Raw genomic sequence first — 25,498 nt, forward strand, 5'->3', positions numbered from 1 at the left:
CATGAACGATGACGAAGCCAGGCTCAAGGACATGATCGTCGGCTTGAGCGGGCGTTCGTTCCGCAAGAGCTACTATCCGCAACTGCGGCAGAATCTCGAGCATCTGGAGCGCTTCCGGACGCTGCTCGACCACACCTCGGATTTCGTCATCCTGATTGCCCTGCCCGAGGACAGCGTCACCGATGCCAATGCCGCGCTCGGCCTGTTGCTCGGCCGGCCGGTCGACACCCTGGTCGGCCAGCCCTTCCTGTCGCTGGGCCTGACCGATGCCGAAAACGTCCTGGCCGTGCTGCACCGCGAAATGGAACGCGCTGGCGGCGGCGAATCGCCGGCCTATTCCCAAATCGTCGCCTTCACCTCGACCCAGGGCGCCGTCTGGCTGGAAATCTCGTATCGGCTGGCGCTGGTCGGCGAACGCAACTACGGCGTCCTGGTCGGCCGCGACATCACCGAACGCCGACGCAACGAGCAGATGCTGACCGAAGTGCTGGCAGAAAAGGCCGCGCTGCTCGATAACGCGATGGTCGGCATCGTGCTCCTGCAGAACCGCCGGATCGTCAGTTGCAACCGGCGCTTCGAAGATATATTCGGCTATCCGCCGGGGAGCATGCTCGGCCTGTGCACCCGCCAACTCTACCCCGCGGAAGCCGCCTTCCTGGCGCTGGGCGAAGAGGCCTACCGGCAACTGGCGTGCGGAGAGAATTTCAGCCACACGCTGAACCTGGTCAAGGCCGACGGCAGCAGTTTCTGGGCCGAAATCACCGGCCATTCGCTGAATCCGGCCGCGCCGCAGGAAAGCAGCATCTGGATCGTCAACGACATCACCGAGAAGAAACGGGCGCACGAACTGAGCGTTGCCAAGGAAGCCGCCGAAGCCGCCAACCAGGCGAAAAGCGCCTTCCTGGCCAGCATGAGCCATGAAATCCGCACGCCGCTCAACGCCATCACCGGCATGGTGCATCTGGTGATGCGCTCGGGCGTCACGCCGGAGCAGAAGGAACGCCTGGAAAAAATCGATGCCGCCAGCAAACACCTGCTGGAAATCATCAACGCCATCCTCGATCTGTCGAAGATCGAAGCCGGCAAGTTCACGCTGGAAACGGCACCGATCAAGCTCAACGAAATCTTCAGCAGCGTCGCCACCATGATGGCCGATCGCGCCCATCTCAAGGGGCTGAGCCTGATCACCGAGATCCATCCCGTGCCCGACAACCTGCTTGGCGATCCGACCCGTTTGCGCCAGGCCCTGCTCAACTACGCCAACAACGCGGTCAAATTCACCGACCACGGCAGTGTCACCCTGCGCGCCATCCTCCTCGAAAATACCGACGACCACGTCCTGGTGCGCTTCGAAGTCAGCGACACCGGCCACGGCATCCCGCCGTCCGCCCTGCCCCGCCTGTTTTCCAGCTTCGAACAGGTGGACAACAGCATCACCCGCAAATATGGCGGCACCGGGCTCGGCCTCTCGATCACCAAAAGCATCGCCGCACTGATGGGCGGCGAGGTCGGCGTCAGCAGCGAACCGGAGAAGGGCAGCACTTTCTGGTTCACCGCCTGCCTGCACAAGGACAAGCGCCAGACGCCAGCCACCGAACAGCACGCCGGCATCGACAGCGAAGCCCTCCTGCGCGCAACTTACGCCGGCTGCCGCATCCTTCTCGTCGAGGACGATCCGATCAACCGGGAAGTCGCCCAGATCATGCTGGACGATGTCGGCCTGCAGATCGACCCTGCCGAGGATGGCGCCGAAGCCCTGCTGCTGGCGGCAAAGAACGACTACGCGCTGATCCTGATGGACATGCAGATGCCCAACGTGGACGGCCTGACGGCAACGCGCCAACTCCGCCAGGATCCGCGTCTGCAGGGCGTGCCGATCATCGCCATGACCGCCAATGTCTTTGCCGAGGACCGGCAGCACTGCCTCGACGCCGGCATGGACGATTTCCTGGCCAAGCCGGTCGATCCCGACGAGCTCTATTACAAACTGCTCACCTGGCTGCCGCGTGGCACCAGGCGCGGCTAGCGCCCGCGGCATTGGCGTCCGCCCGGCGGGCGGCAGGGCTTAAAATGCCTTCCTTTTTCTCCCGCCAGCCCGCATGCGCCTCCTCCACACCTCCGACTGGCACCTCGGCCAGCATTTCATGGGCAAGAGCCGGCAGGCCGAGCACCTGGCGCTGATCGGCTGGCTGCTCGAACAGGTGGCGGAACACGGCGTCGACGCGGTGCTGATCGCCGGCGACATCTTCGACACCGGCACGCCGCCGAGCTACGCCCGCGAGCTGTACAGCCAGTTGGTCGTGCGTTTGCACGAGGCGGGCGTCGCGCTGCTGCTGCTCGGCGGCAACCACGATTCGCCGGCAATGCTGGGCGAGAGCCGCGAGCTGCTGGCGCGCCTGGGGACGACGGTGATCGCCGCCACCCACGACGACGTGCGCAGCCAGGTGATCGTCCTGGCGCAGCGCGACGGCGCGCCCGGCTGCATCGTCAGCGCCGTCCCCTTCGTCCGCCCGCGCGACGTGCTGCACAGCCAGGCCGGGCAGAGCGCCGAGGACAAGCAGTTGTCGCTGCAGCAGGCGATCCAGCAGCACTACGGCGCGGTCGACGCCGCCGCCCGGGCAACAATGGCCGAACTCGGCGTCACCCTGCCCATCGTCGCCACCGGCCACCTGACCACGGTCGGCGCCAGCGCCAGCGAATCGGTGCGCGAGATCTACGTCGGCGCGCTCGAAGCCTTCCCCACCGCCGCCTTCCCGCCCGCCGACTACATCGCGCTCGGCCACATCCACCGACCGCAGAAAGTCGGCGGGCTGGAGCACATCCGCTACTGCGGCTCGCCGCTGGCGCTCGGCTTCGACGAGGCGAAGCAGCAGAAGGAAATGCTGCTCGTCGACCTCAACGCCGACGGCCTGCAGGCGGTGACCCCGCTGCCGGTGCCGCGCTTCCAGGGGCTGGTTTCGATTGCCGGCAAGCTCGCCGACCTGCCGGCGCAGATCGGCGCCGCCGCTGCGCAAGGCACGCCGGAACGGCCGACCTGGCTGGAAGTCACCGTCGCCGAGGACGACTACCTCGCCGACCTGCCGGCGCGCATCGAGCAGATGACCGAAGGCTGGCCGGTCGAAGTCCTGCGCATCCGCCGCCAGCGCGGCAACGCCGCCGCCCGGCTGGCCGCCGAAGCAAGCGAGACGCTGGACGAACTCGACCCGCACGAAGTCTTCGCCCGCCGCCTGCAGCAGGAGGAACTCGACGCCGAACTGCGGCAGGCGCTGAGCGAGCGCTACCGCAGTATCGTCGCCACCCTGAGCGACAGCGAATGAAAGCTCATCGCATCGGTCGATGCAGACTTTCGGCAAACGCACCAATCAGGCAATGTGCGGCCGGCGCAACGCTATCGCCAGCATAAGCCGCCACCAAGCGGGAGCGCGGAAGAGCCGGCAAGGCGATACCGGCACAGGAATCAACGGCCAGCAGCCCGTCGCCCAGCAGGCTTTCGGGCAGGACACCCAGCCCCAGGCCGTGGCGTAACGCATGTCGCAACCCGGTCGTGCTGCTGCCGGCATAATGCACCTGCCAGGCGATGCCGGCGCGCGCCAGCGCAGCCGTCGCCGCCATGCGAAACACGCAGTTTTCACCGAATAGCGCCAAAGGCAAAACCCCGGCATCGGCGTGCAAGGTATCGCGGTAGGCTTCGCCGGCCACCCAGCACAATGGCTCGTCGCGCAGCACCGCAAACTCACCGCCTGCGACATTGCTGCAATCCTTGAAGATCGCCACGTCAAGCCTGCCTTCAGCCAGCGCGGCACGGAGCACTATCGACGCTTCCGCCTGCACGGATAAACGCAAGCCTGGATAACGCGCCCGGAACAGCGGCATTGCGGCAGGAAAAACCTGCTCCATCAATTCTTCGGGCAAACCGATACGCAGGCTGCCGGTCGCGGCATTGCGGGCCAGGATCGCACAGGCTTCGTCATTGAGCCGCAGCATCTGCCGCGCATAAGCCAACAAGGCGTTGCCTTCGGCGGTCGGACCGTCCACGCGCCCTTGCACTCGCTGCAACAAGGTCTGCCCCAGCGTCTGTTCGAGCCGCTTGATCTGCAGGCTGACGGCGGATTGTGTCCGGCCAAGCTGTTCCGCCGCGATGGAAAAACCGCCCTGTTCAACAATCGCGACAAAAGCGCGCAAGGCATCAAGGTCGAGATGGCGAAGCGACATCGCACAATCCTATTTTGAATTCGCATTAATAAGCAATATTAATCAATTTTCAAAATAATGATAGCCAACGTACAGTCACTGCACCCCATCCCAAGGAGAACGCAATGCCCTACCTGCACCTCACCCTCGGCCGGACGATCACCGCCGAAACCCAACATCAACTCGCCAGCCGCAGCACCGCATTGCTGCAGCAACTGCTGCACAAACGCGCCGAAGTCACCGCCGTCCGCATCGAGTGTACGGCGGACGCCTGGTTCATCAACGGCGACAAACCCGCTGCGGCGTTGCTGCCCTGTCATGGCGAAGTCTGCATCACTGCCGGCAGCAACAGCGCCGAAGAAAAGGCCGCCTTCCTTGCCGCCCTGCATGCGCTACTGGGCGAAATCTGCGGTCTTTTGCCCGAAGCCAGCTATCTGGTCATCCGCGAAATCGCCGCCGGCAACTGGGGCTACGACGGGAAAACCCAGGCCTGCCGGCTGGCGGCACGCCAATCCACTTGATCGGTCCGCCATGCCTTTCCAGCCAATCGCTCTGGCCTTTGTTGCCCTGTATGGCGCCGGCTTCGTCGGTGCCAGACTCGGGCTGGCGCACGCCCCACCCTTCGCCTTTCTCGCACTCCGCTTTGCCATCGCGGCAAGCCTGCTGGCAATCCTGGCCCAGATGTTTGCTGCGCCTTGGCCGCGCCAGATTCGGGAATACCGGGATATCGCCAGCGCCGGTTTCCTGACCGTGGGTGTATTTTCGGCCGGCGTCTTCTACAGCATCGCACTGGGGCTGGCGCCGGCAGCTTCGGCGCTGATCATTGCCCTGCAACCCATCCTGATTGCCATCGCCGCGCCCGCCTTGCTCGGCGAACGCATCGGCCAACACCGCTGGACCGGCCTTTTGTTGGGGCTGGGCGGCGTCTTCCTGGTGCTCCGTGAAGGCATCGGCGAGCCAGCCACAGCAATGCTGCCGGTGATCCTGTCGGTCGTGGGGCTACTCGGGTTAAGCGCAGGCAACCTGTATCAAAAATCCCGCTGCAAGACGATGCATCCATTCTCGGGCGGCGCCATTCAGTGCGCGGTTTGTGCCGCGGCCTGCCTGATCGCTTCGCTGTCGCTCGAAGACATGCCGATTGCCTGGACTGGCGAATTCGTTGTTGCCCTGCTTTGGATGGCTGTTGTCGTCTCGGTTGGCGCAGTGAGCCTGCTGGTCATCTTGATCCGTGATGGCGAAGTCAGCCGCGTCGCCGGCCTCTTCTACCTCGTTCCAGTCTCGGCCGCCATTTGTGCCTGGTTGCTGTTCGACCAGGCAATCGGTCCAGCCCAATGGCTGGGAATAGGAATTGCCGCTTGCGGTGTGGCACTGGTCAACCGCCGTTGAATCCCTTCAATTTTCGCCGAATCCCCCCGGCGCCCTGGCGCCAACAGTAAAATCGGCGCTTTGATGGAGCCCGTAGCCAGGCGCGAAGCCAATCCCCATGAAGATCCTCTCCCTGCGCCTGAAGAACCTCAATTCGCTGAAAGGCGAATGGACCATCGACTTCACCCGGCCGCCGTTCGCCGACAACGCGCTATTCGCGATCACCGGGCCGACCGGCGCCGGCAAGTTGACGCTGCTCGACGCCATCTGCCTCGCCCTCTATCACCAGACGCCGCGCCTGAAGACGATCTCGGCCGCCGACAACGACATCATGACGCGGCATACCGCCGACTGCCTGGCCGAGGTCGAATTCGAGGTCAAGGGCGCCGTGTACCGCGCCTTCTGGAGCCAGCGCCGCGCCCGCGACAAGGCCGACGGCGCACTGCAGGCGCCGAAAGTCGAACTCGCGGCCGGCGACGGCACCATCCTCAGCACCCAGACCAACGACAAGCTGAAGCGCATCGCCGAAATCACCGGCCTCGATTTCCCGCGCTTCACCAAGTCGATGCTGCTCGCCCAGGGCGGCTTCGCGGCCTTTTTGAACGCCAGCGCCAACGAACGCGCCGAACTGCTCGAAGAACTGACCGGCAGCGAAATCTACGGCGAGATTTCGCGCAAGGTCTTCGAGCAGGCGCGCGAGGCCAGGGACAAACTGGCCCAGCTCAAGGCCCGCGCCGACGGCATGGAACTGATGAGCGACGAGCAGCGCGCGGCGATGCAGCAGGAAAGCACCGGGCTGGAAACGCAACTCGCCGACCTCCAGCGCCAGCACGCGCACACGCAGGCGCAGCGCCAGTGGCGCCTCGACCTGGCCCAGGCCGAACAGGAAATCGCCGCCGCGCTCGCCCGCCAGCAGGCTGCCGACGCCGCACTGGCCGACGCCGCGCCCGAACTCAAGCGCCTGGCCGACAGCGAACCGGCCGCAGCGCTGCACCCGCTGCATCAGCAATGGCAGCAGGCCGAGGCCACCGTCCGCCAGACCGCCGCCGAACGTCAGGCGCTGCACGGCGAACGTAGCCGCCTGCTGGCCGAACAACTGGCCGGCCACGACGCCGCCGCGAGCCACGCCACCGCCGTCGCCGCGCAGGCGCAACAGGCTCTGCAACAAAGCCGGCGCGACGCCAAGGAGATCGACGACTTCTGCGCCGCCCACCCACAGCGCGCCCAGCTTGGCGAACGCCTCGGCGCCTGGCGCCAGCAGTTCGAGCAGCGCGCCCGACTGGCCCGCGAACTCGCCGCCCAGCAGCAGGCGCAACAGAAACTCGCCGCGGAACAGAGCACCAACGAACGGCAACGCGCCGCCCAGCAGTTGACGGTCGACGCCGCGCAGAAGGCAAAAACCGCCGCCGACGCCGCGCTCGACACCAGCCGCGCCGAACAGAACCAGCGCCTCGCTGGCCAGACACTGGCCGAGCTGCGCGCCCACTGGCAGCGCGAGCAGGCCGCCGGCAACCGCTGGCAGCAGCTCGACGCGCTCGCCCGCCAGCGCCGCGAACTCGCCGCCCAGCAAGGCGCGCAGGCGCAACAACTGCAGCAGGGCGAACAGCAGATCGCCGCCCGGGAAAGCAGGCTGGTCGCGCTGCGCGAGCAGCACAAGGTGCTGAGCGCCCAGGTCGCCGACAAGCAGAAGCTGCTCGAACAGGAACGCCTGATCCGCAGCCTCGCCGACCACCGCCGCCAGTTGCAGCCGGGCCAGCCCTGCCCGCTGTGCGGCGCGCACGAGCACCCGGCGATCGCCGACTACGCCGCGCTCGACGTCTCGGCCACCGAGGCCGCGTTGCTGGCGGCGCAGAAGTCGCTCGCCGAGCTGGTCGAAAAAGGCCAGCAACTGCGCGACGAGCAGACCAAGGCGAAGACCGCGCACGCCGCGCTGCAGGAACAACAGACGAAGACCGCCCGCGACCTCGCCCGCCTCGCCGACGACTGGCAGACCCAGCTCGCCGCGCTACCGGCCGGCACGCTGCCGGTCGACGCCTGGCAGGACGAACCAAGCCTCGCCGCCGCCCGCAGCCAGGCCGAGCAGTCGCTCAACGCCCTCGCCGCCCGCCTGCAAGCCGCCGAACGCGGCGAACAGGCGGTCAACGCCGCCGCCAAAACCGCCGCCGACGCCGCCCAGGCCCTGCTCGCCGCCGGCAACCAACTGCAACTGCTGATCCAGGCTGGGCAAACCGCAGCGCTGCGCCAGGCGGAAATCGCCAAAGCCGGCCAGGGCATCGTCGCCGAACAGGCCGAACTCGACGCCCGGCTCAAGGAAACCCTGGCCGACATTCCCGCCGACCCCGCCGCCTGGCTCGCCGAGCGTGAGACCGAATGGCAGCACTGGCAACAGACCCAGCGCCACCGCCAGGAACTCGCCACCCAGCTTGTCCAGCAGCAGGAGCGCGCCGACGCGGCGCAAACCCAGGCCACGACCTGGGCCGAACAAGCGGCACAGCGGCGCGCCGAGTTTGGGGAAAAGACCGCTGAAACGGCATCGCCTGCGGCAACAGCCGCCGAATTCATTGCCACCGAAGCCGACCCCGCCGCCGCCCTCGCCCGCTGCGCCGCCCGCCTGGCCGAACTCGGCCAGCAACTCGCCGCGCTGCAGGGCCGGCAGGCACAACTCGACGCCAACCTCGCCCGGCAGCAGCAAACCCTCGCCGACGCCGCCCGCGCCTGGCAAACGGCGCTCGCCGCCAGCCCGTTCAAAGACCTCGACGCCTACGCCGCTGCGCTGTTGCAGCCGGAAGAGCGCCAGCGCCTGCAGCAAGCCCGGGAAACCCGGCAAGCCACCAAGCAGCAGGCTGACGCGCTACTCCAGGCCGCCCGCGAAAAGCTCGCCCGCCTGCACGCCGCGCCCGCCGTCGCGACGGCCAGCGACGACACGCCTAACGCCAGCGGCCAAACCGAAGTACCGCCGCTCGCCGACCTCGACACCGCTCTCGCCCAACTCGACCTGCAGCGCCGCGAACTCAGCGAACAGCTCGGCGCCCGGCGCGCCCTGCTCGCCCGCGACCAGGAGGCGCGGCAGAGCCAGCAGGCGCTGTTCCAGGAAATCGCCGCGCAGACCGCCGACGCCGACCTCTGGCAGCGCCTCGACGGCCTGATCGGCTCGGCCAGGGGCGACAAGTTCCGCAAGTTCGCCCAGGGCCTTACCCTCGACCACCTGCTGCATCTCGCCAACGGCCACCTGGCCCGCCTGCACGGCCGCTACCTGCTGCGCCGCAAGAGCAGCGGCGAACTCGAACTCGACATCGTCGACAGCTGGCAGGGCGAAGTCGCCCGCGACACCCGCACCCTGTCCGGCGGTGAAAGCTTCCTGGTCAGCCTGGCGCTGGCGCTCGCCCTCTCCGACCTGGTCAGCCACAAGACCAGCATCGACTCGCTGTTCCTCGACGAAGGCTTCGGCACGCTAGATGCCGACACCCTGGAAATCGCCCTCAACGCCCTCGACACACTCAACGCCAGCGGCAAAATGATCGGCGTGATCAGCCACGTCGACGGGATGAAAGAGCGGATTCCGGCGCAGATCCGCGTCGAGAAGGGCGGCGGGGTCGGCTATTCGCGCTTGCGGATCTAGGGTATTGGGCCGTAAGCCGCCATAAAGACACTGACTGCGCTTCTGGCGATTCGGTCGAGACGCAGTGGATCCAGGGGTTTCATCTCGGTGCGGTAGAACATTTCCTCCAGTTCCGATTCCAGCAAGCCACTCAGGTGGGCCATGGCAATCGAAGGATCGGCCTGGCGTAATTTTCCAGCGTCCATCGCCTGTTTCAGAAAAGCGGAAATGATGACTTCACCTTGTTTGCGGCTACGCGCATAGAACATTTCCCCGAAATCCGAGCGCGTCGCCTCCGCAATCGCCAGGCGACGCAAAGCCAGAATTTCCGGTGAGTAGATGAAAGCCAGCAAGTCCTTGCCAAAATGGACAAGCGCTTCCTCGATACTGGATGTTCCCGGGTCCAACGCCCGGGTAATCGCTTCGACCTGGGCATGACTTCCGGCAAGCATGACTTCGAGAAACAAGGCTTCCTTCGAAGGGAAATAGCTGTACAGCGTCGCCCGGGAATAACCGGCCTTGGCGCAAATATCCGACATCGATGCGCCTTCGAAGCCGGTCACCCGAAACACCTCGGAAGCGGCATCAAGGATGCCTTGGCGCTTCGCTTCGCTTTTCGTTCTCATGACCATCCTTTAACTAGACTCGTTTGTCTAGTATAGCTTGACTTGGCGACAAGCCATAACTAGACTGCACCGTACAGTTTAGTTACGAGGTGCTTTATGTCTTCTCAAGCAATTACGCCGCCGCGCCGCGCCTTTTCATCAAGCACATGGATCGCCGTGGCCATTTCGGCAGCGTTGTCCGGTTGTGCCGCCCTCCCTTCGGGGCAGACGCTCCAGTCAATCAAAGCGGTCGATCAGTACCAGAGTGCGTCTTCCTTGTCGGCGCCCGTGGTCGCCTGGCCCGATGAGCAATGGTGGCAACGCTATGGTGATTCGCAACTGGACAGGTTGATCCAGGAGGGGCTCGCCAACTCGCCGGACATGGCGGTGGCCGCTGCCCGCCTGCATGCCGCCGAGTCCAGCCGGCAGGTTTCCAACGCAGCCCTCTACCCGCAGGTTTCGGCCAACGGCTCGGTTACCGAACAGAAGCAGAGCTACAACTACCTGACGCCGCGCAGCATGACGCCGGATGGCTGGCAGGATTACGGCCGGGCAACGATCGATTTCAGCTGGGAAATCGACTTCTGGGGCAAGAATCGCGCTGCGCTTGCCGCAGCGACATCGGAACTGCAGGCCAGCCAGGCGGAATTGGCCCAGGCTCGGCTGACGCTGGCAAGCAGCATCGCCAGCGACTATGCCGAACTGGCCCATCTTTTCGCGACGCGCGATACGCTGGCCGAGGCGCTCAAAGTTCGCACCAGAACGGCGGAACTGTTCGCCCAGCGTTTCGCCAACGGTCTCGAAACACGCGGCAGCCTGCGCGAAGCCGAGGCCAGACAGGCCGCCGCCGAGGGCGATTTGCTGCAGGTTGACGAGCAGATCGGTTTGCAGCGGAATCGTCTCGCTGCCTTGCTCGGTGCCGGACCCGACCGCGGTCTCGAGATCGCGCGGCCGCAATTCGAATTCGCTCACCACTTCGCCCTGCCGGCCGAACTCGCGGTCAATCTGCTCGGCCGGCGGCCGGACATCGTCGCCGCGCGCCTGCAGGTCGAAGCCAGTGCCAAGCGCATCGACGAAAAGAAGGCCGGCTTCTATCCGAACATCAACCTGGCGGCCTTCATCGGCGTGCAATCCCTGGGGCTCGACCTGCTCAGCAAGGGCGGTTCGAATATCGGCAGCGTTGGCCCGGCGATTTCCCTGCCCATTTTCAACGCCGGCCGTCTGCAAGGCGAGCTGCGCGGTGCGCGGGCACGCTATGAAGAAGCAGTCGCCAGCTACAACAAGACGGTGACGCAAGCGCTGCAGAACGTCGCCGATTCAGCGGTCAGCCAGAAAGCACTGGGCGCCCGCCTGAACAAGAGCGAGCTAGCCGTCGCTGCCGCCGGCGAAGCCTACCAGGTGGCGCGCAATCGTTACGAAGGCGGACTTTCCAGCTACCTGGAAGTGCTTTCCGCCGAAGACAGCCTGTTAACCAATCTGCGCGCCCTGACCGACCTGAGAGCGCGCTCGGCCAGCCTCGATATCGCGCTGACGCGCGCGCTCGGCGGCGGCTACCAGACGAACAACTGATTTCTCCCGGAGATTACCGACATGTCAGAACTCACTGCACAAACTCAAGACCGAAGCGCCATCACCCAACGCCGGAACAAGTTGCTGATCGGCTTCGGCGGCGCGCTCGCCATCATTGCCGCCCTGATCGCCGCGTACTGGATTTTCTATGGATCGCGTTTTGTCTCCACGGACAACGCCTATGCCGCCGTCGAAATCGCCCAGGTCACGCCTTCGGTTTCCGGAACCATCGCCGAAGTGCGGGTCAAGGATACGCAGGCGGTCAAGAAAGGCGACATCCTCGTGGTCATTGACCCGACCGACGCCAAGCTGAGCCTCGCCCAGGCCGAAGCCGAACTGGGACGCGCCATCCGCCGGGTCAAAGGCTATGTCGCCAACGACCTCGGTCTGGGCGCCCAGGTTGCCGCCCGCGACGCCGAGGAAAAGCGCGCTGCCGCGCAGCTTGAGTCTGCCGCAGCCGATTTTGAACGCGCCAGTATCGACCTCAAGCGACGCGAAGCCTTGATCGCCTCCGGTTCGGTTTCCGGTGACGAACTGACCCGTGCGCAAAGCACCTATGCCACGGCCAAGGCCAATCTTGCCGCCGCCAAGGCGAGTGCCAGCCAGGCCCAGGCCAATCGTTCGGCGACGCTCGGCTCGAAGGAGGCCAATGCCGTTCTGATTGCCGGCGCCGATGAAGAAACCAATCCGGAAATCGCCCTGGCCCGCGCCAAACGCGATCAGGCCGCCATTGATCTGGAGCGCACGGTCATTCGCTCACCGGTCGACGGCATCGTCGCCAAGCGCCAGGTGCAACTGGGCCAACGCGTCCAGGCAGGTACGACGCTGCTTTCGGTGGTACCGATCCAGGAAATGCACGTCGATGCGAATTTCAAGGAAGGGCAACTGGAAAATGTCCGCATCGGACAGATCGCCACGGTTACAGCCGATATTTATGGCAGCGCGATGACTTATCACGGCGTGGTCGAAGGGTTTTCTGCCGGATCCGGCGCCGCCTTTGCCGCGATTCCGGCGCAGAACGCCACCGGCAACTGGATCAAGGTGGTGCAGCGCCTGCCCGTCCGCATTCGCTTGAACGCCGACGAATTGCAAAATAATCCCTTGAAGGCAGGTCTGTCGATGGCGGTCAGGATCGACACCAGCAAGTTGGCCAACTGAGGAAACAAAATGAGTCGGACGACCACATCGCCTTCGACCGAGCAGCCGCTGAGCGGCGGCATGCTCTGGTTTGCGGCCATCATCCTGGCGGCGGCCAATTTTGTTGCCGTGCTCGACATGACCATCGCCAACGTTTCCGTGCCGACCATAGCCGGCGGTCTGGGCGCCACGACCAGCCAGGGTACCTGGGTGATTACTTCCTACGCCGTCGCCGAGGCGATTACCGTACCGCTGACCGGCTGGCTTGCTGCCCGCTTCGGCGCGGTTCGCGTCTTTACCATCGCCATGGCCTTGTTCGGCGGTTTTTCCGCCCTCTGCGGCCTGGCCAACTCGCTCGGCATGCTGGTCTTTGCCCGGATTTGCCAGGGCTTTGCCGGCGGCCCGCTGATGCCACTCTCGCAGACGCTGCTGTTGCGGATTTTCCCGAAGGAAAAAGCCACGGCAGCCGTCGGCATCTGGTCGATGACGACCCTGATCGCGCCCGTACTCGGCCCGATGCTTGGCGGTTACATCTGCGACGAGTATTCCTGGCCGTGGATTTTCTACATCAATCTACCGATCGCCTTTGCCTGCGCCTTCATTGCCTGGAAGTTGCTCAAGCGCCATGAAGAACCCCTGGTCCGCAATCCGATCGACCGGATCGGGCTTGCCCTGTTGATCGTCTGGGTCGGTTCGCTGCAATTGCTGCTCGACGAAGGAAAAAACCTGGACTGGTTCGCCTCCACGGAAATCGTCGTCCTCGGCATCGTCGCCGCCATCGGCTTCGTCACTTTCCTGATCTGGGAGCTGCATGAAGAACACCCGGTGGTCGATCTGCGAGTCTTCCGTCACCGCGGCTTCTCGGCGAGCGTGCTGACGATCAGTCTGGCTTTCGCCGCCTTTTTTGGCGCCAACGTACTGACGCCGCAGTGGTTGCAGACCTACATGGGCTACACCTCGACCACGGCGGGGATGGCGACAGCCTGGACCGGGATTTTTGCGGTCTTCGTCGCGCCGCTCGCAGCGGGACTCTCGGCCAGGGTCGATCCACGCAAACTGGTATTCTGGGGCGTTCTCTGGCTGGGCATCGTCTGTCTCTGGCGGACCGTCGCAACGACGGACATGGGTTACTGGGAAGTCGCGCTGCCACTGATGGCAATGGGTCTGGGCCTACCCTTCTTCTTCGTTCCACTGACCGGGTTGGCCATGGCCAGCGTGGACGAACCGGAAATGGCTTCGGCCGCCGGACTGATGAACTTCCTGCGCACCCTCGCGGGCGCTTTCGCCACCTCGTTGATCACCACCCTGTGGGACGACCAGACGACGATCAACCACGCCGAGCTGGTCGCCGTCAGCGATTCCGACCAGATGCTGCAAAGGTTTTTCGCAGGCATGGGCAATGCTGGCGAAACCACGCTGCAGAACATCGACCGGCTGATCAACGCGCAAGCGGTGATGCTGGCCACCAATCAGGTGATGACCATCGTTGCCTTCAGCTTCATCGTCGCCGCCTTCGCCATCTGGCTGGCGCCCAAGCCGCAGCGCGTTATCGATCCTGCCGCGTCCGGAGGGCACTGACTGGCCATTGCAGCCGGGCCGCGCATGAAGGAAAGGATTCCGGCGCAGATCCGCGTCGAGAAGGGCGGCGGGGTCGGCTATTCGCGGCTCTGCCTGGCCGCTTGATCCTGCCTGGTGAAGATTGTCGCATCGCCGATGCGACAATCCGGCACCGGGACATTCGTCCCCCCCGCCGCAACCTTCACGGACAGGTGACCGCGACGCTGGCCTGCGGCACGCCGACCTGCGGGATCGCCGGCGGAGGCTGCAGGCAGTAGGTGCTTCCGGCCGCGCTCTCGACCTTGATCATGCCATTGCTGTAGCGGGAAACGCGCGTTCCCGCGCCCTTGTTCTCAAGCGCCTTTGCCAAGCCGGGCAACAAGGCGCGATCGGCGATTGCCGCCGCCTGTCGCGGCGTGCCGTGGCCATCGACCTGCGCTTCGCTCCGGGCGATTTCCCGCGCTGCGGCGAGAATGGCATCGCGGGAAACCGGGCTGGGCGGAGTCACCGCGACGCGGTTCTCGGGTTCGGCCGCAGCTTCGCTCGGGGCGCGCCTGGCGGCAGGCTGCCGACTTGCGCGTTTCGACTCGCCCGGCGCCGGCGGCGGATCGGCCCGGACGACCGGTGCTGCCGGCGACAAGCGCGCCGCCAACACCACGACCGGCGCCGCCCGGGGCGCTGGTGGGGGACGAACAGCGATCGCCAGCGCCAGATGCAGCAACAGCGAAAGCGCCAGGGCCGGAAACAGCCGGGACCTCACGACGAATCCCGTCAGCCGCCAGACTCCATCGCTTCGTCAATCCCCGTTCCCGCCGGAACATGGACGAGCAAGTCGCCGGGCTGGCAGGCGAGGAATTCGCAAATCCTTTCCAGGGTCTCGAAACGCACCCCCTTGACCTTTCCCTGCTTGAGCAAGGAAATGTTGGCTTCGGTGATGCCCACGTACTCGGCAAGATCCTTCGATCTTGCCTTGCGTTTGGCGAGCATGACGTCGATGCGGACAACGATGGGCATGAGCGTTCCCGGCCAGTCAGACGAATGACGCGTTTTCGTCGGCCAGCGCCAGGCCCTCGCCGATGACGCCGGCCATCAGCCATACCAGCGCAGCGAAGAACAACAGGAAGAACTGATCCGAGCCCAGCCCGAGCGCCAGCATGCGCTGCCCGGGCAGGTTCGCCAGCGTCACCACCACCGAGGCCGCCGCATCGCAGAAAATCCTGGCAATCGCCGAAGCCACCGACCAGGCGGCAAAACTGCGCAGATAGCCGATCGACTCAGCGGTGAATACCCGGCCGCTGCCGAGCAGCAGGAAACACTTGCGCGCCTGCCAGACGCCAACCAGCAACAAGCACAGCGGCACCTCCATCAACAGGCAACCGAGCAGGCGCTGCCAGCTCTGCAGTTCTCCCTGCACGGCACCGGGCGCCAGATTGGCCCGCACCGCCAGCGTCCCGGCGTCGCTCAACATCCAGTAGAAGACGACCGACAAGGGCAACAGGACAATCGCCAGCAGACATCCCGAAGCCAGACGGCGAGCGAGTTTAGGGAGATTGGACGGGGCCGGGGAAAGGGTCGCTTGTGTCATCGAATGCTCCTGAAGGTAGCTTCTGGAAGCATCGTAATGCAATAATATTTTTCTGTAAAACAATAATTTTTAAAGACACAAATCATGTCGCATCAATGACGGTTACTGTTCTTTGTGCTTGCCGAATGCGACAAAAGGGATTCGATGCCGCTCACATCCCGAGCAACAAGGACGACCTTGCCCACGCCAACATTTCCACGCCTCACGGCCGAAATCGCTTTACTCGATATCCGGTAAAGCAAGCAGTTCGCGCTCCATGCGCCGAATGCCCTTGATCAGGTTCTTGAAGCTGGAAGACCGCTCATTGTCCGGTGCCAGGAATTTCCCGATCGACTCGGAACCACTGACTTTCTGGTATCGCCCACCGGTCAGCTCATCCAGTACCTTGCTCGGACTGCCGAGCCGATCAGGGCAGCGAAACTTGGCTGAGCCCTGCTGCCGGGACAGATTCTTGACGTCCAAGGCCTGCTCCACCGCGTTCAAATCCGCCAGATAAAAGGATTCCAGTTCCCTGCAAGCGATACGCACCAAGGTTTTCCCGGCCTGCCCGGCCTGTTGACAGCGCTCGACAAGCCTTGCTTTGACATCCTTGCAATCCGGCGCACTATCCTGATCGCGCAATACGATGAAACGCGATAGCGGATTGATATAAGCCCGCAAACGCTTGCCCATTTGCCGTTCAAGGTCCTGTTTGCCTTCAAACGGGATACAGCGATACCGGATGTCGGGGTGCAAAATGCGCGGCAGCAGGCTCTCCAGCATGGCTTTGGCCGACGCCTCTTCGAGGAGAAAGACCAGCTCCTTCATTCCGGATCGGCCCCTTCAAAAAAGCCCTGCTTCCAGAGGAATCCCATCTGGTCACCCTCGGCCATGTAGGCCGCAATCTGCGCATCGTCACGCGCCCGGCGGATTTCGGTGCAACCGCCGCGCTTAACCAGCCAGCACACCTCGTCAAGCCGCGTCGCATTCAGGAAATCGGGCGAATGGGTGGACACCAGCACCTGCCCGCCCCGATTGGCGTAGAGCCGGAACTCTTCCGCCAGCTCGCCCATCAGGCGCGGGTAAAGTTGATTCTCCGGCTCCTCAACACAGAGCAAGGGATGCGGCCTGGGATCGTGCAACAGCACCAGATAGGCAAACATCTTGATCGTGCCATCCGACACGTAACGATCCAGGAAAGGGGTCTTGAACGAGCCATCCTGGAAACGCAGGGTCAGGTAGCCGTCATCCATCAAGCGCGGTTCCACCGAGGCCACGCCGGGCACCCGGCGGGCCATCGTATCCAGAATGCGTTGAAAGGTTTCCGGATGCTGTTCAAACAGGTACTGCGCCACCCGCGGCAGGTTGTCGCCGGTCTCCGACAGGTGCTCCGAATCCCCGGCCGCCTCCTTGCGGCCGCGCGCCGCGCTGATGTGGAAGTCCGAAACATGCCACGATTCAATCAACTGACGGAAAGCGTTGGCCGCCTTGAAACGTTCGAACTGACCCAAGCCCTTGATAGCCAGCGTATCGCCAGCAACCTTCTGCATCTCCCGCTCAAGCTCTTCGTCCGCCCGGTTGAAATCCTCTTCGTTGGTGATGGCGTAGCCCTCACCGTTCGAGAAATCGAGAAAATGGAATGGACTCCCATACCGCCCCCGCTTGTAACGCAACAGCTCACGCTTGACGACCGGCGAACCCGCCTGCTCGCCAATCTCGATGGAATACGTAACCAGGCGCTCCACCCCGGTAATCATCATGCGGTACTGGATTTCGATCAGGATGGTGTCGCCATCGGCGTCACGGCTCAGCACCTCGCGGAACCGGCCGCGCTTGTCCAAGGCCTGGCGCACGGTACCTTTCAGGCAATCGTGCAGGAAGCCAAACACATCGAATAGCGTTGTCTTACCCGAGCCATTGGCACCGACTACCACGAAGAAAGGCGGAATGTCCTTAAGGTGAACATCGCGAAACACCTTGTAGTTCTTCAGGCGTATGGATTCGATTCTCATGGCTTTGTCCTGTACTGCGTCAATCCAAAGCCCGTACTGTATTCGTTTTCCCGGCAAGAACAAGCAAACCAAGAGAGCAATCCAATTTGTCAGGCATTTCCCTAACAACGCCTATGCCAGATCACCCGGAACCTCCGCGGTAGCCGTCCCGCTCACCCCGCCGCCGCTGCCGTCCGCTGCGCTGTCGGCCACACCAGCCACAGCGCCGCGCCGGCGATCATCAGGCCGCCGAGCCAGGCTTCGCCGGCCAGCGATTCGCCCAGCCAGAGGACGGCGAAGAGCGCGCCCCACAGCGGTTCGCTGCCGAGCAGCAGGGCGACCTTGCTCGGGCTGCCGGCGGCGAGGGCGCGGTTCATCGCCCAGAAGGCGAACAGCGTGCAGGCCAGCGTCAGCCAGGCGATGGCGCCCCAGAATTCCAGGTTCGTCGGCAGCGCCGGCAGGCCGCCGGCGAAGCACGGGGCGACGGCCAGCGCGCCGCCGCCGACAAGCAGGCCCTGGGCCGCGGTCAGGCCCATGCTGTCGATGGCGCGGCCGGCGGTCAGGCGCGTCGTCAGGCAGGTCTGGAAAGCGCGGATCAGCGCCGCCAGCAGCATCAGCAGGTCGCCCGGGTTGAGGCTGCCGCGGCCGATGCCGGTGAGCAGCGCGGTGCCGAGCAGCGACAGCGCGCCGGCCAGCCACAGGCGGGCGCCGGGGCGCTTGCCGAACCACGCCCACTCGACCGGCGGCGTCAGCAGCAGGCAAAGGCTGACCAGGAAGGCCGCGTTGCCGGCGCTGGTCTGCGCGACGCCGGCGGTTTCGGCGAGGAAGATGGCGAGCAGGCCGAGGCTGGTCGGCAGCGCGACGAGGAAAGTGTCGCGCCGTTGCGCCGCCGGCAGCGCCAGCCAGTAACGGCCGAGCAGCAGCGCGGTGAGCAGGAAGCGGATGGCGATCACGCCGGCCACCGGGTAGTGCAGCAGCGCCGTCTTGACGACGCTGTAGCTGCTGCCCCAGATGGCGGCGATGAGCAGCAGGAGCGGTTCGGGGGGCAGGCGGCGGAAAAACATGGTGCGCTCCTCATCAGGTCTGGCCGCCAGTATGAAAGGGGGTGATTTCGGCGATAATCCATCGCCAAAGCAAATGATCTGTGCTCCATGAGAACAAATGAACTCCTGCCGCTGTTGCCCGACCTCGCCGTGCTGGTCAATGTCGTCGAAACCGGTTCGTTCAGTGCCGCCGCCCGCCTGCAGGGCGCGACACCGTCGGCGGTCAGCCGGCAGATTGCCCGGCTCGAGGCGGCGCTCGGCCTGACGCTATTGGAGCGCAGCACGCGCCGGCTGCGCCTGAGCGCCGGCGGCCAGGAGGTCGTGCGCCACGCCCGGGTCATGCTCGACGCCGCCCGCGCCGCCTGCGACGGAGCGGCCGGTCACGCCAGCCGGGTCGAGGGGCGGGTCCGCCTGGCGGCGCCGAAGGCGGCGCTACGCCAGCTGATCCATCCGCGCCTGCCGGAACTGCTGGCGGCGCATCCGCAACTGGCGCTCGAACTGCAGGTCACCGACCAGGTCGTCGACCTGATTGCCGAAGGCGTGGATATCGCCCTACGCCTGGGCGATCCGCCGCCGGGCTACGTCGCGCGACCGTTCATGGAAGTGCGCACCCTGCTCTACGCGACGCCGGCCTACCTGGCCGCCGCCGGCACGCCGCAGCAGCCGGCCGACCTGGCGCAGCACAGTTGCCTGCACCTGGCCGAATTGCCGGGCGACGACGAATGGTGCCTGGTCAGCGGCAACGAGCGTCAGGTGGTCAACGTGCGCGGCCGCTACGCCAGCAACCACAGCGAGATGCGCCGCGAAGCCGCCGAGGCCGGGCTGGGCATCGCCTGCCTGCCCGACTTCAGCGTCCGCCGCCAGGTCGCCGACGGCACGCTGCTGCGCGTGCTGCCCGAGTGGCAATTGCTCGGCCGCTACCAGGGCAGCAGTTGGCTGGTGTACACCGCCGACCGCTACCGGGCGCCGCGGGTGCGCGTGGTGGTCGATTTCCTGCTGCACATCGCCGACCGGCTCGGCCGCGGCCAGCCGGTCAACTGACGCCGCGCTCAGGCGGCCTGGCAGCTTTCGACGGGATTCATCGCCGGCGGCGCTTCGCTGACCGCCACCACCCGGTTGCGTCCGCTGCGCTTGGCCTGGTAAAGCGCCACATCGACCCGTGCCACCAACTCATGCAGGGATTCGTCGGCGAGGTATTCGGCGCAGCCGAGCGAAATCGTGACCCGGTCGGCACCGGGAAATTCGGTCGCCGCGATGTGGGCACGCAGCTTCTCGCCCAACTGGACGGCGCCGGCGAGCTGGGTTCCCGGCAGCAGGATGACGAACTCCTCGCCGCCGTAGCGCGCCAGAAAATCCTGTCGCCGGAGGATGCTGCGCGCTTCCACGGCCAATCGCTCGAGCACGGCATCGCCGGTCGGATGGCCATAGGTGTCGTTGATCTGCTTGAAGAAATCGATGTCGAAGATCAGGGCCGACAGGCTCTCGCCGGTACGGCGCACGCGTTCGAGCAGCCATTGGCCGTGGTCGTAGAAACGCCGGCGGTTGGGCAGACCGGTCAGCGAATCCAGGGTGGCGACGAGGACCAGCCGACGTTCGGCGCTGCGCCGTGAGCGGTCGATCGATTCCTGGATCACCGCCGTGAATGCGACCAGGATGGAGATGAAAGCGCTGATCAGGACGCAGAACAGGCCGAACTGCTGCAGCGGATTGTTGGCGATGGTCAACGCCAGGCAGTAGCCGATCAGGAAGGGAACGATGTAGCCGAGGACGATCTGCACGCGGGCCACCTTGCCGCCGATCCACGGACTCAGGATCGAGCGCAGGAAACTGCGATGGGCGCCGCACAGGAGGATGGCGGTACCGACCATGCTGCCGCCCAGCGCCGTCGTCATCGCCATCTGGCCATAGAATCTGTCGATCCCGTAAGCGTAGCCGGTGAAGGAAATCATCGGCAGACCGAGACCGACAAAAGCCATCTGCTGGGCCAGGGCATAGCGCTTGCAGCCAATGGCGATCAGCGCAAGACCGAAACACAGGCACATCAGTGCCGTGTTGAAGCCGGTCGATATCGGATGGCCGGCGGCGGCCTGTTCGGCCAGTTGGCGGCCGAACGGCGTCAGCCAGTCGAGCAGCGTCGCGCCGCTCGCCAGTTCGAGCAGGCGCAGGGACATCAGCGCCACGACGAACGCCCCGGCGAGCATCACGGCCCGGTTGTCCTGTCGCGGATGCCAGGAGAAAGCCCCGAGACCGAGCGCGAGCAGCGCGACGGCGCTCAGCGGATGGGTCGCCGGGCCGCCGTGCATGGGGCGGAAAAACACCTCGAGGCCGAGCAGGTAACCGGCCAGGATGAGCAGCGAAAAAAGCGCGCCGGCAAGCCCCAGGGGCCGCACCAGACTGAGCGCCCGGATGATTTGCGGAAAACGCATCGATACCCCGGAAAAATGCAGGAAGAATGGCGCGGCAGAGGTTATCACCAAGGTAATAGTCCGACTATGCCATAAGCGAAAAACATGCCCTTGATTTGACCTACATCAAACCACACTGCGCGAAGGGGTATTCGTGAGATAAAAAAAACCCCCGCGGTTTCCCGCAGGGGTTTGCCGAACGCTGCCGGACGATGTCCGGCGCGCCGCTGGGGGTTACCGATCAGGCAACCTTCTTGGCGGCGGCCTTCGGGGCGGCGACGTTGGCGGCCTTGATGGTCGCTTCGGTGGCGGCGGCGACGGAGGCTTCGGCGACTTCGGCAGCCTGCTTGGCAACCTTGTTCAGGCCGTCCATCGCTTCGTTGGCCGACTTCATCGCGGTCTTGACCGCGGCGACGGCAACTTCGGAACCGGCCGGAGCGGATTCCAGGGCCTTTTCGACGATGCCGGAGACCTTGGCGCTGGTATCGGCGACGTGGGTTTCGACCTGCTTGGCGATCTTTTCCTTGGCATCGGTGGCGATGGCGATCACGTTACGCGAGTACTCGATACCCTTTTCCAGCGTCGGCGCGGCCAGATCCTTCTGGACTTCGACGAAGGACTTGAAATCCTTGACGCCGAGCAGCGTGTTGACGTTGCTGACGAAGGCTTCGAAAGCCGAACGCGAGGCGGCAAGGTTGAGGACGGCCAGACGCTCGATACCGTCGAAAGCGGTATTGGCGAAGAACAGGGCGAAATTGAAGCCGGACTTGGCGAACTCTTCGGGCTTGATCATGATGAATCTCCTGGATGGTTGGGGGCGTATCGGTCTTGAAACAGTCCTGCGGGACTCACACCATCAACATGGTGCAATGCAGCATGACTCAATTCTATACATCGACTGAATGGAGTCAAGCGCTTTTTGTGCGCTGCACCATTTTTCCGTTCAACAGGCCAGTTTCGGGCAGAAAATGCTAGCCCGTTGACGTTGCAGGCTGACGACAGCCCGATGACCGCCGCCCCGGGATCACCACATCGGGCCACCGCCCTGACCCGGCCCTCCGTTGCCACGCCCCGGACCGCCACCGCCCATCGGGCGCCCACCCCGTGCCCGCCTCGTGCCCGGCGCGGCGCATCCGGCATCGAGCGAGGGAACGGTGGCAGCGAGCATGCGGTCGGCGACTTCGCGCTGGCGTGGATCGAGCGTCTGGTAGAGCCTGGTCGCGGCGTCCTGGATTTCCTCCATGGCCGACAGGCGATTGCGTACCACGTCGAGTTTGCCGGCAATCTGCTGCACCGCCGACTGACTGGCCCGCTGGGCGCTACCGCGAGCCTGATCGGCGAGCAAGGCGCCGAGCGTTTCCTGATAGTCGTCCCAAAGCGGCTGTTGTGCCGGGGTCAGGGCGAGCGCCGCCGCCAGCCGCGCCAGTTTTTCCTGGAACGGATCGGCCATCGGCATCGCGCCATCTTCCGCATCCTGACCCGGCGGCATGTCCGGCCGCTCCCCCGGTCCGGAAGGGCCGCCCAGCGGGGCGCAAGCGACGAGGTTGAAGGCGAGGAGGAAGATTGCGAGGGGGCGTCCGGGAAAGCTCATGGTTGTTCATCGTTGTTGTCGATAGCGGTGAATTTTCCGCGCAGCCTGGGTTAATCCGGGTAAGCCGGGGTAAATTGATGGCTATCCAAGAAAAATCAGGTCATTCGCCATGCAGATCTATCTTGCCGGCCCCGATGTCTTCCGTCCCGACGCCCTGGCCCACGCCGAAGCCGCCCGTCGGCTGGTCGCCAGCCACGGCCACCGGGCACTGCTTCCGCTCGATAACGAAGCGACCACGGCAGCGGATATCTACCGCGCCAACCTCGCCCAGATCGCCGCCGCCGATCTGGTGATCGCCAACCTCAACCCGTTCCGCGGTTTCGAGCCGGATTCGGGAACGGTATTCGAGGTCGGCTACGCGGTGGCGGCCGGCAAGCCGGTGCTCGCCTACGTGGACGACGACCGGCCGCTGGCCGACCGACTGGCCGGCCATCTCGGCTGCGACCTGCTGCACCTTGGCGAGCGGCTGGTCGATGGCGACGGAATGAGCGTCGAGAACCACGGGCTGCCGCTCAACCTGATGCTCGGCATTCCCCTGCGCATCGTCCGCGGCGGCCTCGAACAGGCGCTGCAGGCGCTCGCCGCCGACGCTGCCTGACGCCCTAGCAGCCTGTCGGGCTTGACCAAGTCGGCTGCAAAAAGTGGGAAGACGGTTCATTTTTCCCCGTGTTTCTGCGCGAATAGAACGACTATTCGCTTGAAACCCGTGAAAAACTGTCCTCGTCTCCCACTTTTTTCGCTGCGACCCATCAAGTCCGACAGGCTGCTAACGCGGCACCCAGCCGCCGCACATGGGGAAGATCTGGCCGACGAAACAGTTGGCCGCCGCGCTGCACAGGTAGGCGGCGAACGACGCGTCCTCGTGGGGCATCACCAGCCGGCCGAGCGGCACCTGCCAGCGCAGCCTTTCCTGGAACTCGGGCCGGGCCTGGACTTCCGGCGGGAAGTAGGTCGGGTTGTCGACGAAGTTCTGGGCGATGGCATTGACCCGGATGCCCTGCCCCGCGACCTCGACGCCGAGCGCCTGGATGTAGGCCAATTGGGCGCCGCGCGCCGCGGCGTAGCTGGTACGGCCACTCATGCCGCGCAGCGCCGCGGCGCTGCCCATGAGGACGATCTTCCCCGCCCGCCGTTCGATCATCTGCGGCAACACCGCCCTGACCAGTTGCTGCATCGGGTTGACCAGCACCCGGAACACCGCGCGCCACTCGTCGTCGCCGACCTGTTCGGCACGGGTAGACGGCGCCGGCAGCGCCAGGTTGAGGATCAGGGCATCGATCCGCCCGGCGTCCGCGATGATCTGCGCGGCCGCTTCCGGGAGCACCGGCGAACTGTCGTCAGCCAGCACCTCGGCGCCGGCGGCGGCGAAGACCTCGCCCAGCGCCGGCCCCATGAAATCGCGGGATTGCGTGATCAGCACGCGCATTCCGGAAAGTATCGCGTCGGACATGAAGACCTCCGTCAAAAAAAACGGGGGCGCGCGGCCCCCGAAAAATGTGGTGGTTGCCAGATTCGGCATCCTCCCGCAGAGACACCCGGCATGGGGTGTTGGGTGACGGCGGACTCAGTCTCCGCCGCGCAAGTTTTGGACCTGGAACAGGCGGGGCGGGTTCTTCTTCGGATCCACCTGGCCCTTGAACTGACCGGTCGTGCAATGCTTGGACTGGACGTTGACCATCGAGAACGCATCGTCGACGCCGATTCCGGCGCCCTTGTTGATCGGCAGATGCTGATCGGCATGCGATTTGCCGACCATGAACACCTTCCACAGCTCGCCCTTGCGGTCGTAGATCTCGTTGGCCCCGTTCAGGTTCTGCAACTGCACGTCCATGTAGAAGACGCGCTTGCTGACTGGATGGTTCGGGTTGACCGGCACCGCCTCGAGCACATAGACCTTGCGCAACTGCCAGGTACCTTCGGCGAAGCAGCCGCCCTGGCCGGCGAAATCGACGTACTTGTAGCCATCGGACTCGGCCGGCATGTCGGTGGCCAGCTTCAGCTCGTTGTGGTTCCACATCGGCAGCATGACGTTCCTGGTGCCCTTGTAGGTCCACTTCATGTCGGAAACGCGGCCGTTGTAGCCTTCGAAGTCCTCGATCATCAGGTCGGAACCGAGGAAGGAGTCGGTCGCCTGCCCTTGCGCCAGGCGGCGCACGCGGCGCTGGAAGCCAAGGTAGAGGTAGGCGTCGTCAAGCTTGGCATCGTCCTCGAAACGCTGGATCAGCAGTTGCGTATTCTTCAGGTCGGCCGGCGCATGCGCCTTGACGTAGATGGCGCGAAAGATGCCCGACGGGTTGGGCGTGATTTCCGGGATCGGCGCGTCCTTGGTCCGGTGCATGAAGTTGAGGAAATGGAAGTCCCAGGTGATTTCCTTCTCGACCTTGCCGGTCTGCATGTTGCGGTACTTCCAGTAGAACGGCGAGATGATCGCGCCGTCGCCCCAGTTCACGCCGTACTTGTAGTTCCAGGCGAGTTTTTCGCCGGCGCGCGGGTCCTTGGCGTCCGGCTCTTCCGGGAAGGGCCGGCCGGCGACGTAGCCGCTGATCATGTCGCCCGGCTTGGCGCCGAGCTGGGTCTTGTTGAGGTTGGCGCGGGTGGCGTTGACGTAGGCCTTGGAAATGCTGAACTGGGTGGTCGGCCCCACCTTCATTTCGAACATGCCTTCCTTGATCAGCTTGAAGACGCCAGCGCCCAGGATGTCCTTGAACTGGTTGACGTTGCCCTTGTTGATCGTCATCCCCGCCTTCAGTCCGGCGAAGGCGGGCATGCCGGCCTTGTAGGGGTTGAAGGTGGTTTCGACGTCGGCTTCGGTGGCCGCCTGGGCGGTACCGAAGCTGGCGGCGAAGAGCAGCGGCAGCAATTTACGCAGTGATTTTTTCATG

General features: G+C 64.7%; 23 protein-coding genes. 10 read left to right on the forward strand and 13 right to left on the reverse strand.

The features are described from left to right. Window position 1: 1 nt before the first annotated feature. Together AC0KWY_RS05670 and sbcD are read left to right on the forward strand one after the other, a co-directional pair. Window positions 2-2,026, forward strand: a complete 2,025-nt coding sequence (locus AC0KWY_RS05670; RefSeq protein ID WP_474028668.1) for a response regulator — start codon at window positions 2-4, stop codon at window positions 2,024-2,026. A 73-nt stretch (window positions 2,027-2,099) separates the two neighbouring features. After that, window positions 2,100-3,317, forward strand: coding sequence for an exonuclease subunit SbcD (sbcD, locus tag AC0KWY_RS05675; RefSeq protein WP_474028669.1), 1,218 nt, complete (start codon window positions 2,100-2,102; stop codon window positions 3,315-3,317). 4 nt (window positions 3,318-3,321) lie between these two features. On the opposite strand, the gene AC0KWY_RS05680 is transcribed toward sbcD, so the two are convergent. Continuing rightward, window positions 3,322-4,212, reverse strand: coding sequence for a LysR substrate-binding domain-containing protein (locus AC0KWY_RS05680; RefSeq protein WP_474028670.1), 891 nt, complete (start codon window positions 4,210-4,212; stop codon window positions 3,322-3,324). Window positions 4,213-4,316: 104 nt separating this feature from the next. Between AC0KWY_RS05680 and AC0KWY_RS05685 the strand changes: the two genes are divergently transcribed. The 3 genes from AC0KWY_RS05685 (at window position 4,317) to AC0KWY_RS05695 (ending at window position 9,175) form a co-directional block, all read left to right on the forward strand. After that, window positions 4,317-4,712, forward strand: coding sequence for a tautomerase family protein (locus AC0KWY_RS05685; protein ID WP_474028671.1), 396 nt, complete (start codon window positions 4,317-4,319; stop codon window positions 4,710-4,712). Between the two features lie 10 nt (window positions 4,713-4,722). Continuing rightward, window positions 4,723-5,577: a DMT family transporter gene (locus AC0KWY_RS05690; protein WP_474028672.1), complete on the forward strand. Its 855-nt coding sequence runs from the start codon at window positions 4,723-4,725 to the stop codon at window positions 5,575-5,577. A 97-nt stretch (window positions 5,578-5,674) separates the two neighbouring features. Continuing rightward, window positions 5,675-9,175, forward strand: a complete 3,501-nt coding sequence (locus AC0KWY_RS05695; RefSeq protein ID WP_474028673.1) for an AAA family ATPase — start codon at window positions 5,675-5,677, stop codon at window positions 9,173-9,175. Here the strand turns inward: AC0KWY_RS05695 and AC0KWY_RS05700 are convergent. After that, window positions 9,172-9,780, reverse strand: a complete 609-nt coding sequence (locus tag AC0KWY_RS05700) for a TetR/AcrR family transcriptional regulator C-terminal domain-containing protein (protein WP_474028674.1) — start codon at window positions 9,778-9,780, stop codon at window positions 9,172-9,174. The genes AC0KWY_RS05695 and AC0KWY_RS05700 overlap by 4 nt on opposite strands. A 96-nt stretch (window positions 9,781-9,876) precedes the next feature. Between AC0KWY_RS05700 and AC0KWY_RS05705 the strand changes: the two genes are divergently transcribed. Genes AC0KWY_RS05705 through AC0KWY_RS05715 form a run of 3 tightly spaced genes read left to right on the forward strand, consistent with a single transcriptional unit; the run spans window position 9,877 to window position 14,043 of the window. Then, on the forward strand, window positions 9,877-11,328 hold the full coding sequence (locus tag AC0KWY_RS05705; RefSeq protein ID WP_474028675.1) for an efflux transporter outer membrane subunit: 1,452 nt from the start codon (window positions 9,877-9,879) through the stop codon (window positions 11,326-11,328). Between the two features lie 21 nt (window positions 11,329-11,349). Further along, window positions 11,350-12,486 (forward strand): EmrA/EmrK family multidrug efflux transporter periplasmic adaptor subunit, encoded by a 1,137-nt coding sequence (locus tag AC0KWY_RS05710; RefSeq protein WP_474028676.1) that lies wholly within the window; start codon window positions 11,350-11,352, stop codon window positions 12,484-12,486. Between the two features lie 9 nt (window positions 12,487-12,495). Further along, window positions 12,496-14,043 (forward strand): DHA2 family efflux MFS transporter permease subunit, encoded by a 1,548-nt coding sequence (locus AC0KWY_RS05715; RefSeq protein WP_474028677.1) that lies wholly within the window; start codon window positions 12,496-12,498, stop codon window positions 14,041-14,043. A gap of 181 nt (window positions 14,044-14,224) precedes the next feature. On the opposite strand, the gene AC0KWY_RS05720 is transcribed toward AC0KWY_RS05715, so the two are convergent. From AC0KWY_RS05720 to AC0KWY_RS05745, 6 genes are all read right to left on the reverse strand, one after another. Beyond that, the gene (locus AC0KWY_RS05720; RefSeq protein WP_474028678.1) at window positions 14,225-14,782 is read right to left on the reverse strand and encodes a hypothetical protein; all 558 of its coding nucleotides are present in this window, start codon (window positions 14,780-14,782) and stop codon (window positions 14,225-14,227) included. An 11-nt stretch (window positions 14,783-14,793) separates the two neighbouring features. Continuing rightward, window positions 14,794-15,036: a helix-turn-helix domain-containing protein gene (locus tag AC0KWY_RS05725; RefSeq protein WP_474028679.1), complete on the reverse strand. Its 243-nt coding sequence runs from the start codon at window positions 15,034-15,036 to the stop codon at window positions 14,794-14,796. A gap of 16 nt (window positions 15,037-15,052) precedes the next feature. Then, a complete protein-coding gene (locus AC0KWY_RS05730) occupies window positions 15,053-15,607 on the reverse strand; it encodes a DUF2975 domain-containing protein (protein ID WP_474028680.1) in 555 nt (184 codons plus the stop codon). Between the two features lie 219 nt (window positions 15,608-15,826). Next, on the reverse strand, window positions 15,827-16,414 hold the full coding sequence (locus AC0KWY_RS05735) for a DUF4276 family protein (RefSeq protein WP_474028681.1): 588 nt from the start codon (window positions 16,412-16,414) through the stop codon (window positions 15,827-15,829). Then, window positions 16,411-17,598 carry an AAA family ATPase gene (locus tag AC0KWY_RS05740; protein WP_474028682.1) on the reverse strand — a complete coding sequence of 396 codons (1,188 nt, stop codon included), beginning with the start codon at window positions 17,596-17,598 and terminating at the stop codon, window positions 16,411-16,413. The genes AC0KWY_RS05735 and AC0KWY_RS05740 overlap by 4 nt, the downstream gene beginning before the upstream one ends. A gap of 152 nt (window positions 17,599-17,750) precedes the next feature. Then, the gene (locus tag AC0KWY_RS05745) at window positions 17,751-18,641 is read right to left on the reverse strand and encodes a DMT family transporter (RefSeq protein WP_474028683.1); all 891 of its coding nucleotides are present in this window, start codon (window positions 18,639-18,641) and stop codon (window positions 17,751-17,753) included. Between the two features lie 87 nt (window positions 18,642-18,728). On the opposite strand from AC0KWY_RS05745, the gene AC0KWY_RS05750 reads away from it, so the two are divergent. After that, entirely contained in the window at window positions 18,729-19,661 is a 933-nt protein-coding gene (locus tag AC0KWY_RS05750) for a LysR family transcriptional regulator (RefSeq protein ID WP_474028684.1), read from the forward strand. Window positions 19,662-19,669: 8 nt separating this feature from the next. On the opposite strand, the gene AC0KWY_RS05755 is transcribed toward AC0KWY_RS05750, so the two are convergent. From AC0KWY_RS05755 to AC0KWY_RS05765, 3 genes are all read right to left on the reverse strand, one after another. After that, the gene (locus AC0KWY_RS05755) at window positions 19,670-21,046 is read right to left on the reverse strand and encodes a GGDEF domain-containing protein (RefSeq protein WP_474028685.1); all 1,377 of its coding nucleotides are present in this window, start codon (window positions 21,044-21,046) and stop codon (window positions 19,670-19,672) included. A gap of 220 nt (window positions 21,047-21,266) precedes the next feature. Then, window positions 21,267-21,818: a phasin family protein gene (locus tag AC0KWY_RS05760; protein WP_474028686.1), complete on the reverse strand. Its 552-nt coding sequence runs from the start codon at window positions 21,816-21,818 to the stop codon at window positions 21,267-21,269. Window positions 21,819-22,049: 231 nt separating this feature from the next. Continuing rightward, window positions 22,050-22,616 carry a Spy/CpxP family protein refolding chaperone gene (locus tag AC0KWY_RS05765; RefSeq protein ID WP_474028687.1) on the reverse strand — a complete coding sequence of 189 codons (567 nt, stop codon included), beginning with the start codon at window positions 22,614-22,616 and terminating at the stop codon, window positions 22,050-22,052. A gap of 109 nt (window positions 22,617-22,725) precedes the next feature. On the opposite strand from AC0KWY_RS05765, the gene AC0KWY_RS05770 reads away from it, so the two are divergent. Next, window positions 22,726-23,214, forward strand: coding sequence for a nucleoside 2-deoxyribosyltransferase (locus AC0KWY_RS05770; protein ID WP_474028688.1), 489 nt, complete (start codon window positions 22,726-22,728; stop codon window positions 23,212-23,214). A 168-nt stretch (window positions 23,215-23,382) separates the two neighbouring features. Here the strand turns inward: AC0KWY_RS05770 and AC0KWY_RS05775 are convergent, their stop codons facing one another. After that, a complete protein-coding gene (locus tag AC0KWY_RS05775; protein WP_474028689.1) occupies window positions 23,383-24,066 on the reverse strand; it encodes an SDR family NAD(P)-dependent oxidoreductase in 684 nt (227 codons plus the stop codon). A 114-nt stretch (window positions 24,067-24,180) separates the two neighbouring features. Beyond that, the gene (locus tag AC0KWY_RS05780; RefSeq protein WP_474028690.1) at window positions 24,181-25,497 is read right to left on the reverse strand and encodes a DUF1329 domain-containing protein; all 1,317 of its coding nucleotides are present in this window, start codon (window positions 25,495-25,497) and stop codon (window positions 24,181-24,183) included. Window position 25,498 lies beyond the last annotated feature (1 nt).

This window comes from Azonexus sp. MM2026_4 (genome assembly GCF_055901855.1).

Coding starts and splice junctions, on each gene's coding strand:
- AC0KWY_RS05670 (WP_474028668.1), top strand. CDS start 2: ATGAACGATGACGAAGCCAGGCTCAAGGACATGATCGTCGGCTTGAGC.
- sbcD (WP_474028669.1), top strand. CDS start 2,100: ATGCGCCTCCTCCACACCTCCGACTGGCACCTCGGCCAGCATTTCATG.
- AC0KWY_RS05680 (WP_474028670.1), bottom strand. CDS start 4,212: ATGTCGCTTCGCCATCTCGACCTTGATGCCTTGCGCGCTTTTGTCGCG.
- AC0KWY_RS05685 (WP_474028671.1), top strand. CDS start 4,317: ATGCCCTACCTGCACCTCACCCTCGGCCGGACGATCACCGCCGAAACC.
- AC0KWY_RS05690 (WP_474028672.1), top strand. CDS start 4,723: ATGCCTTTCCAGCCAATCGCTCTGGCCTTTGTTGCCCTGTATGGCGCC.
- AC0KWY_RS05695 (WP_474028673.1), top strand. CDS start 5,675: ATGAAGATCCTCTCCCTGCGCCTGAAGAACCTCAATTCGCTGAAAGGC.
- AC0KWY_RS05700 (WP_474028674.1), bottom strand. CDS start 9,780: ATGAGAACGAAAAGCGAAGCGAAGCGCCAAGGCATCCTTGATGCCGCT.
- AC0KWY_RS05705 (WP_474028675.1), top strand. CDS start 9,877: ATGTCTTCTCAAGCAATTACGCCGCCGCGCCGCGCCTTTTCATCAAGC.
- AC0KWY_RS05710 (WP_474028676.1), top strand. CDS start 11,350: ATGTCAGAACTCACTGCACAAACTCAAGACCGAAGCGCCATCACCCAA.
- AC0KWY_RS05715 (WP_474028677.1), top strand. CDS start 12,496: ATGAGTCGGACGACCACATCGCCTTCGACCGAGCAGCCGCTGAGCGGC.
- AC0KWY_RS05725 (WP_474028679.1), bottom strand. CDS start 15,036: ATGCCCATCGTTGTCCGCATCGACGTCATGCTCGCCAAACGCAAGGCA.
- AC0KWY_RS05730 (WP_474028680.1), bottom strand. CDS start 15,607: ATGACACAAGCGACCCTTTCCCCGGCCCCGTCCAATCTCCCTAAACTC.
- AC0KWY_RS05735 (WP_474028681.1), bottom strand. CDS start 16,414: ATGAAGGAGCTGGTCTTTCTCCTCGAAGAGGCGTCGGCCAAAGCCATG.
- AC0KWY_RS05740 (WP_474028682.1), bottom strand. CDS start 17,598: ATGAGAATCGAATCCATACGCCTGAAGAACTACAAGGTGTTTCGCGAT.
- AC0KWY_RS05745 (WP_474028683.1), bottom strand. CDS start 18,641: ATGTTTTTCCGCCGCCTGCCCCCCGAACCGCTCCTGCTGCTCATCGCC.
- AC0KWY_RS05750 (WP_474028684.1), top strand. CDS start 18,729: ATGAGAACAAATGAACTCCTGCCGCTGTTGCCCGACCTCGCCGTGCTG.
- AC0KWY_RS05755 (WP_474028685.1), bottom strand. CDS start 21,046: ATGCGTTTTCCGCAAATCATCCGGGCGCTCAGTCTGGTGCGGCCCCTG.
- AC0KWY_RS05760 (WP_474028686.1), bottom strand. CDS start 21,818: ATGATCAAGCCCGAAGAGTTCGCCAAGTCCGGCTTCAATTTCGCCCTG.
- AC0KWY_RS05765 (WP_474028687.1), bottom strand. CDS start 22,616: ATGAGCTTTCCCGGACGCCCCCTCGCAATCTTCCTCCTCGCCTTCAAC.
- AC0KWY_RS05770 (WP_474028688.1), top strand. CDS start 22,726: ATGCAGATCTATCTTGCCGGCCCCGATGTCTTCCGTCCCGACGCCCTG.
- AC0KWY_RS05775 (WP_474028689.1), bottom strand. CDS start 24,066: ATGTCCGACGCGATACTTTCCGGAATGCGCGTGCTGATCACGCAATCC.
- AC0KWY_RS05780 (WP_474028690.1), bottom strand. CDS start 25,497: ATGAAAAAATCACTGCGTAAATTGCTGCCGCTGCTCTTCGCCGCCAGC.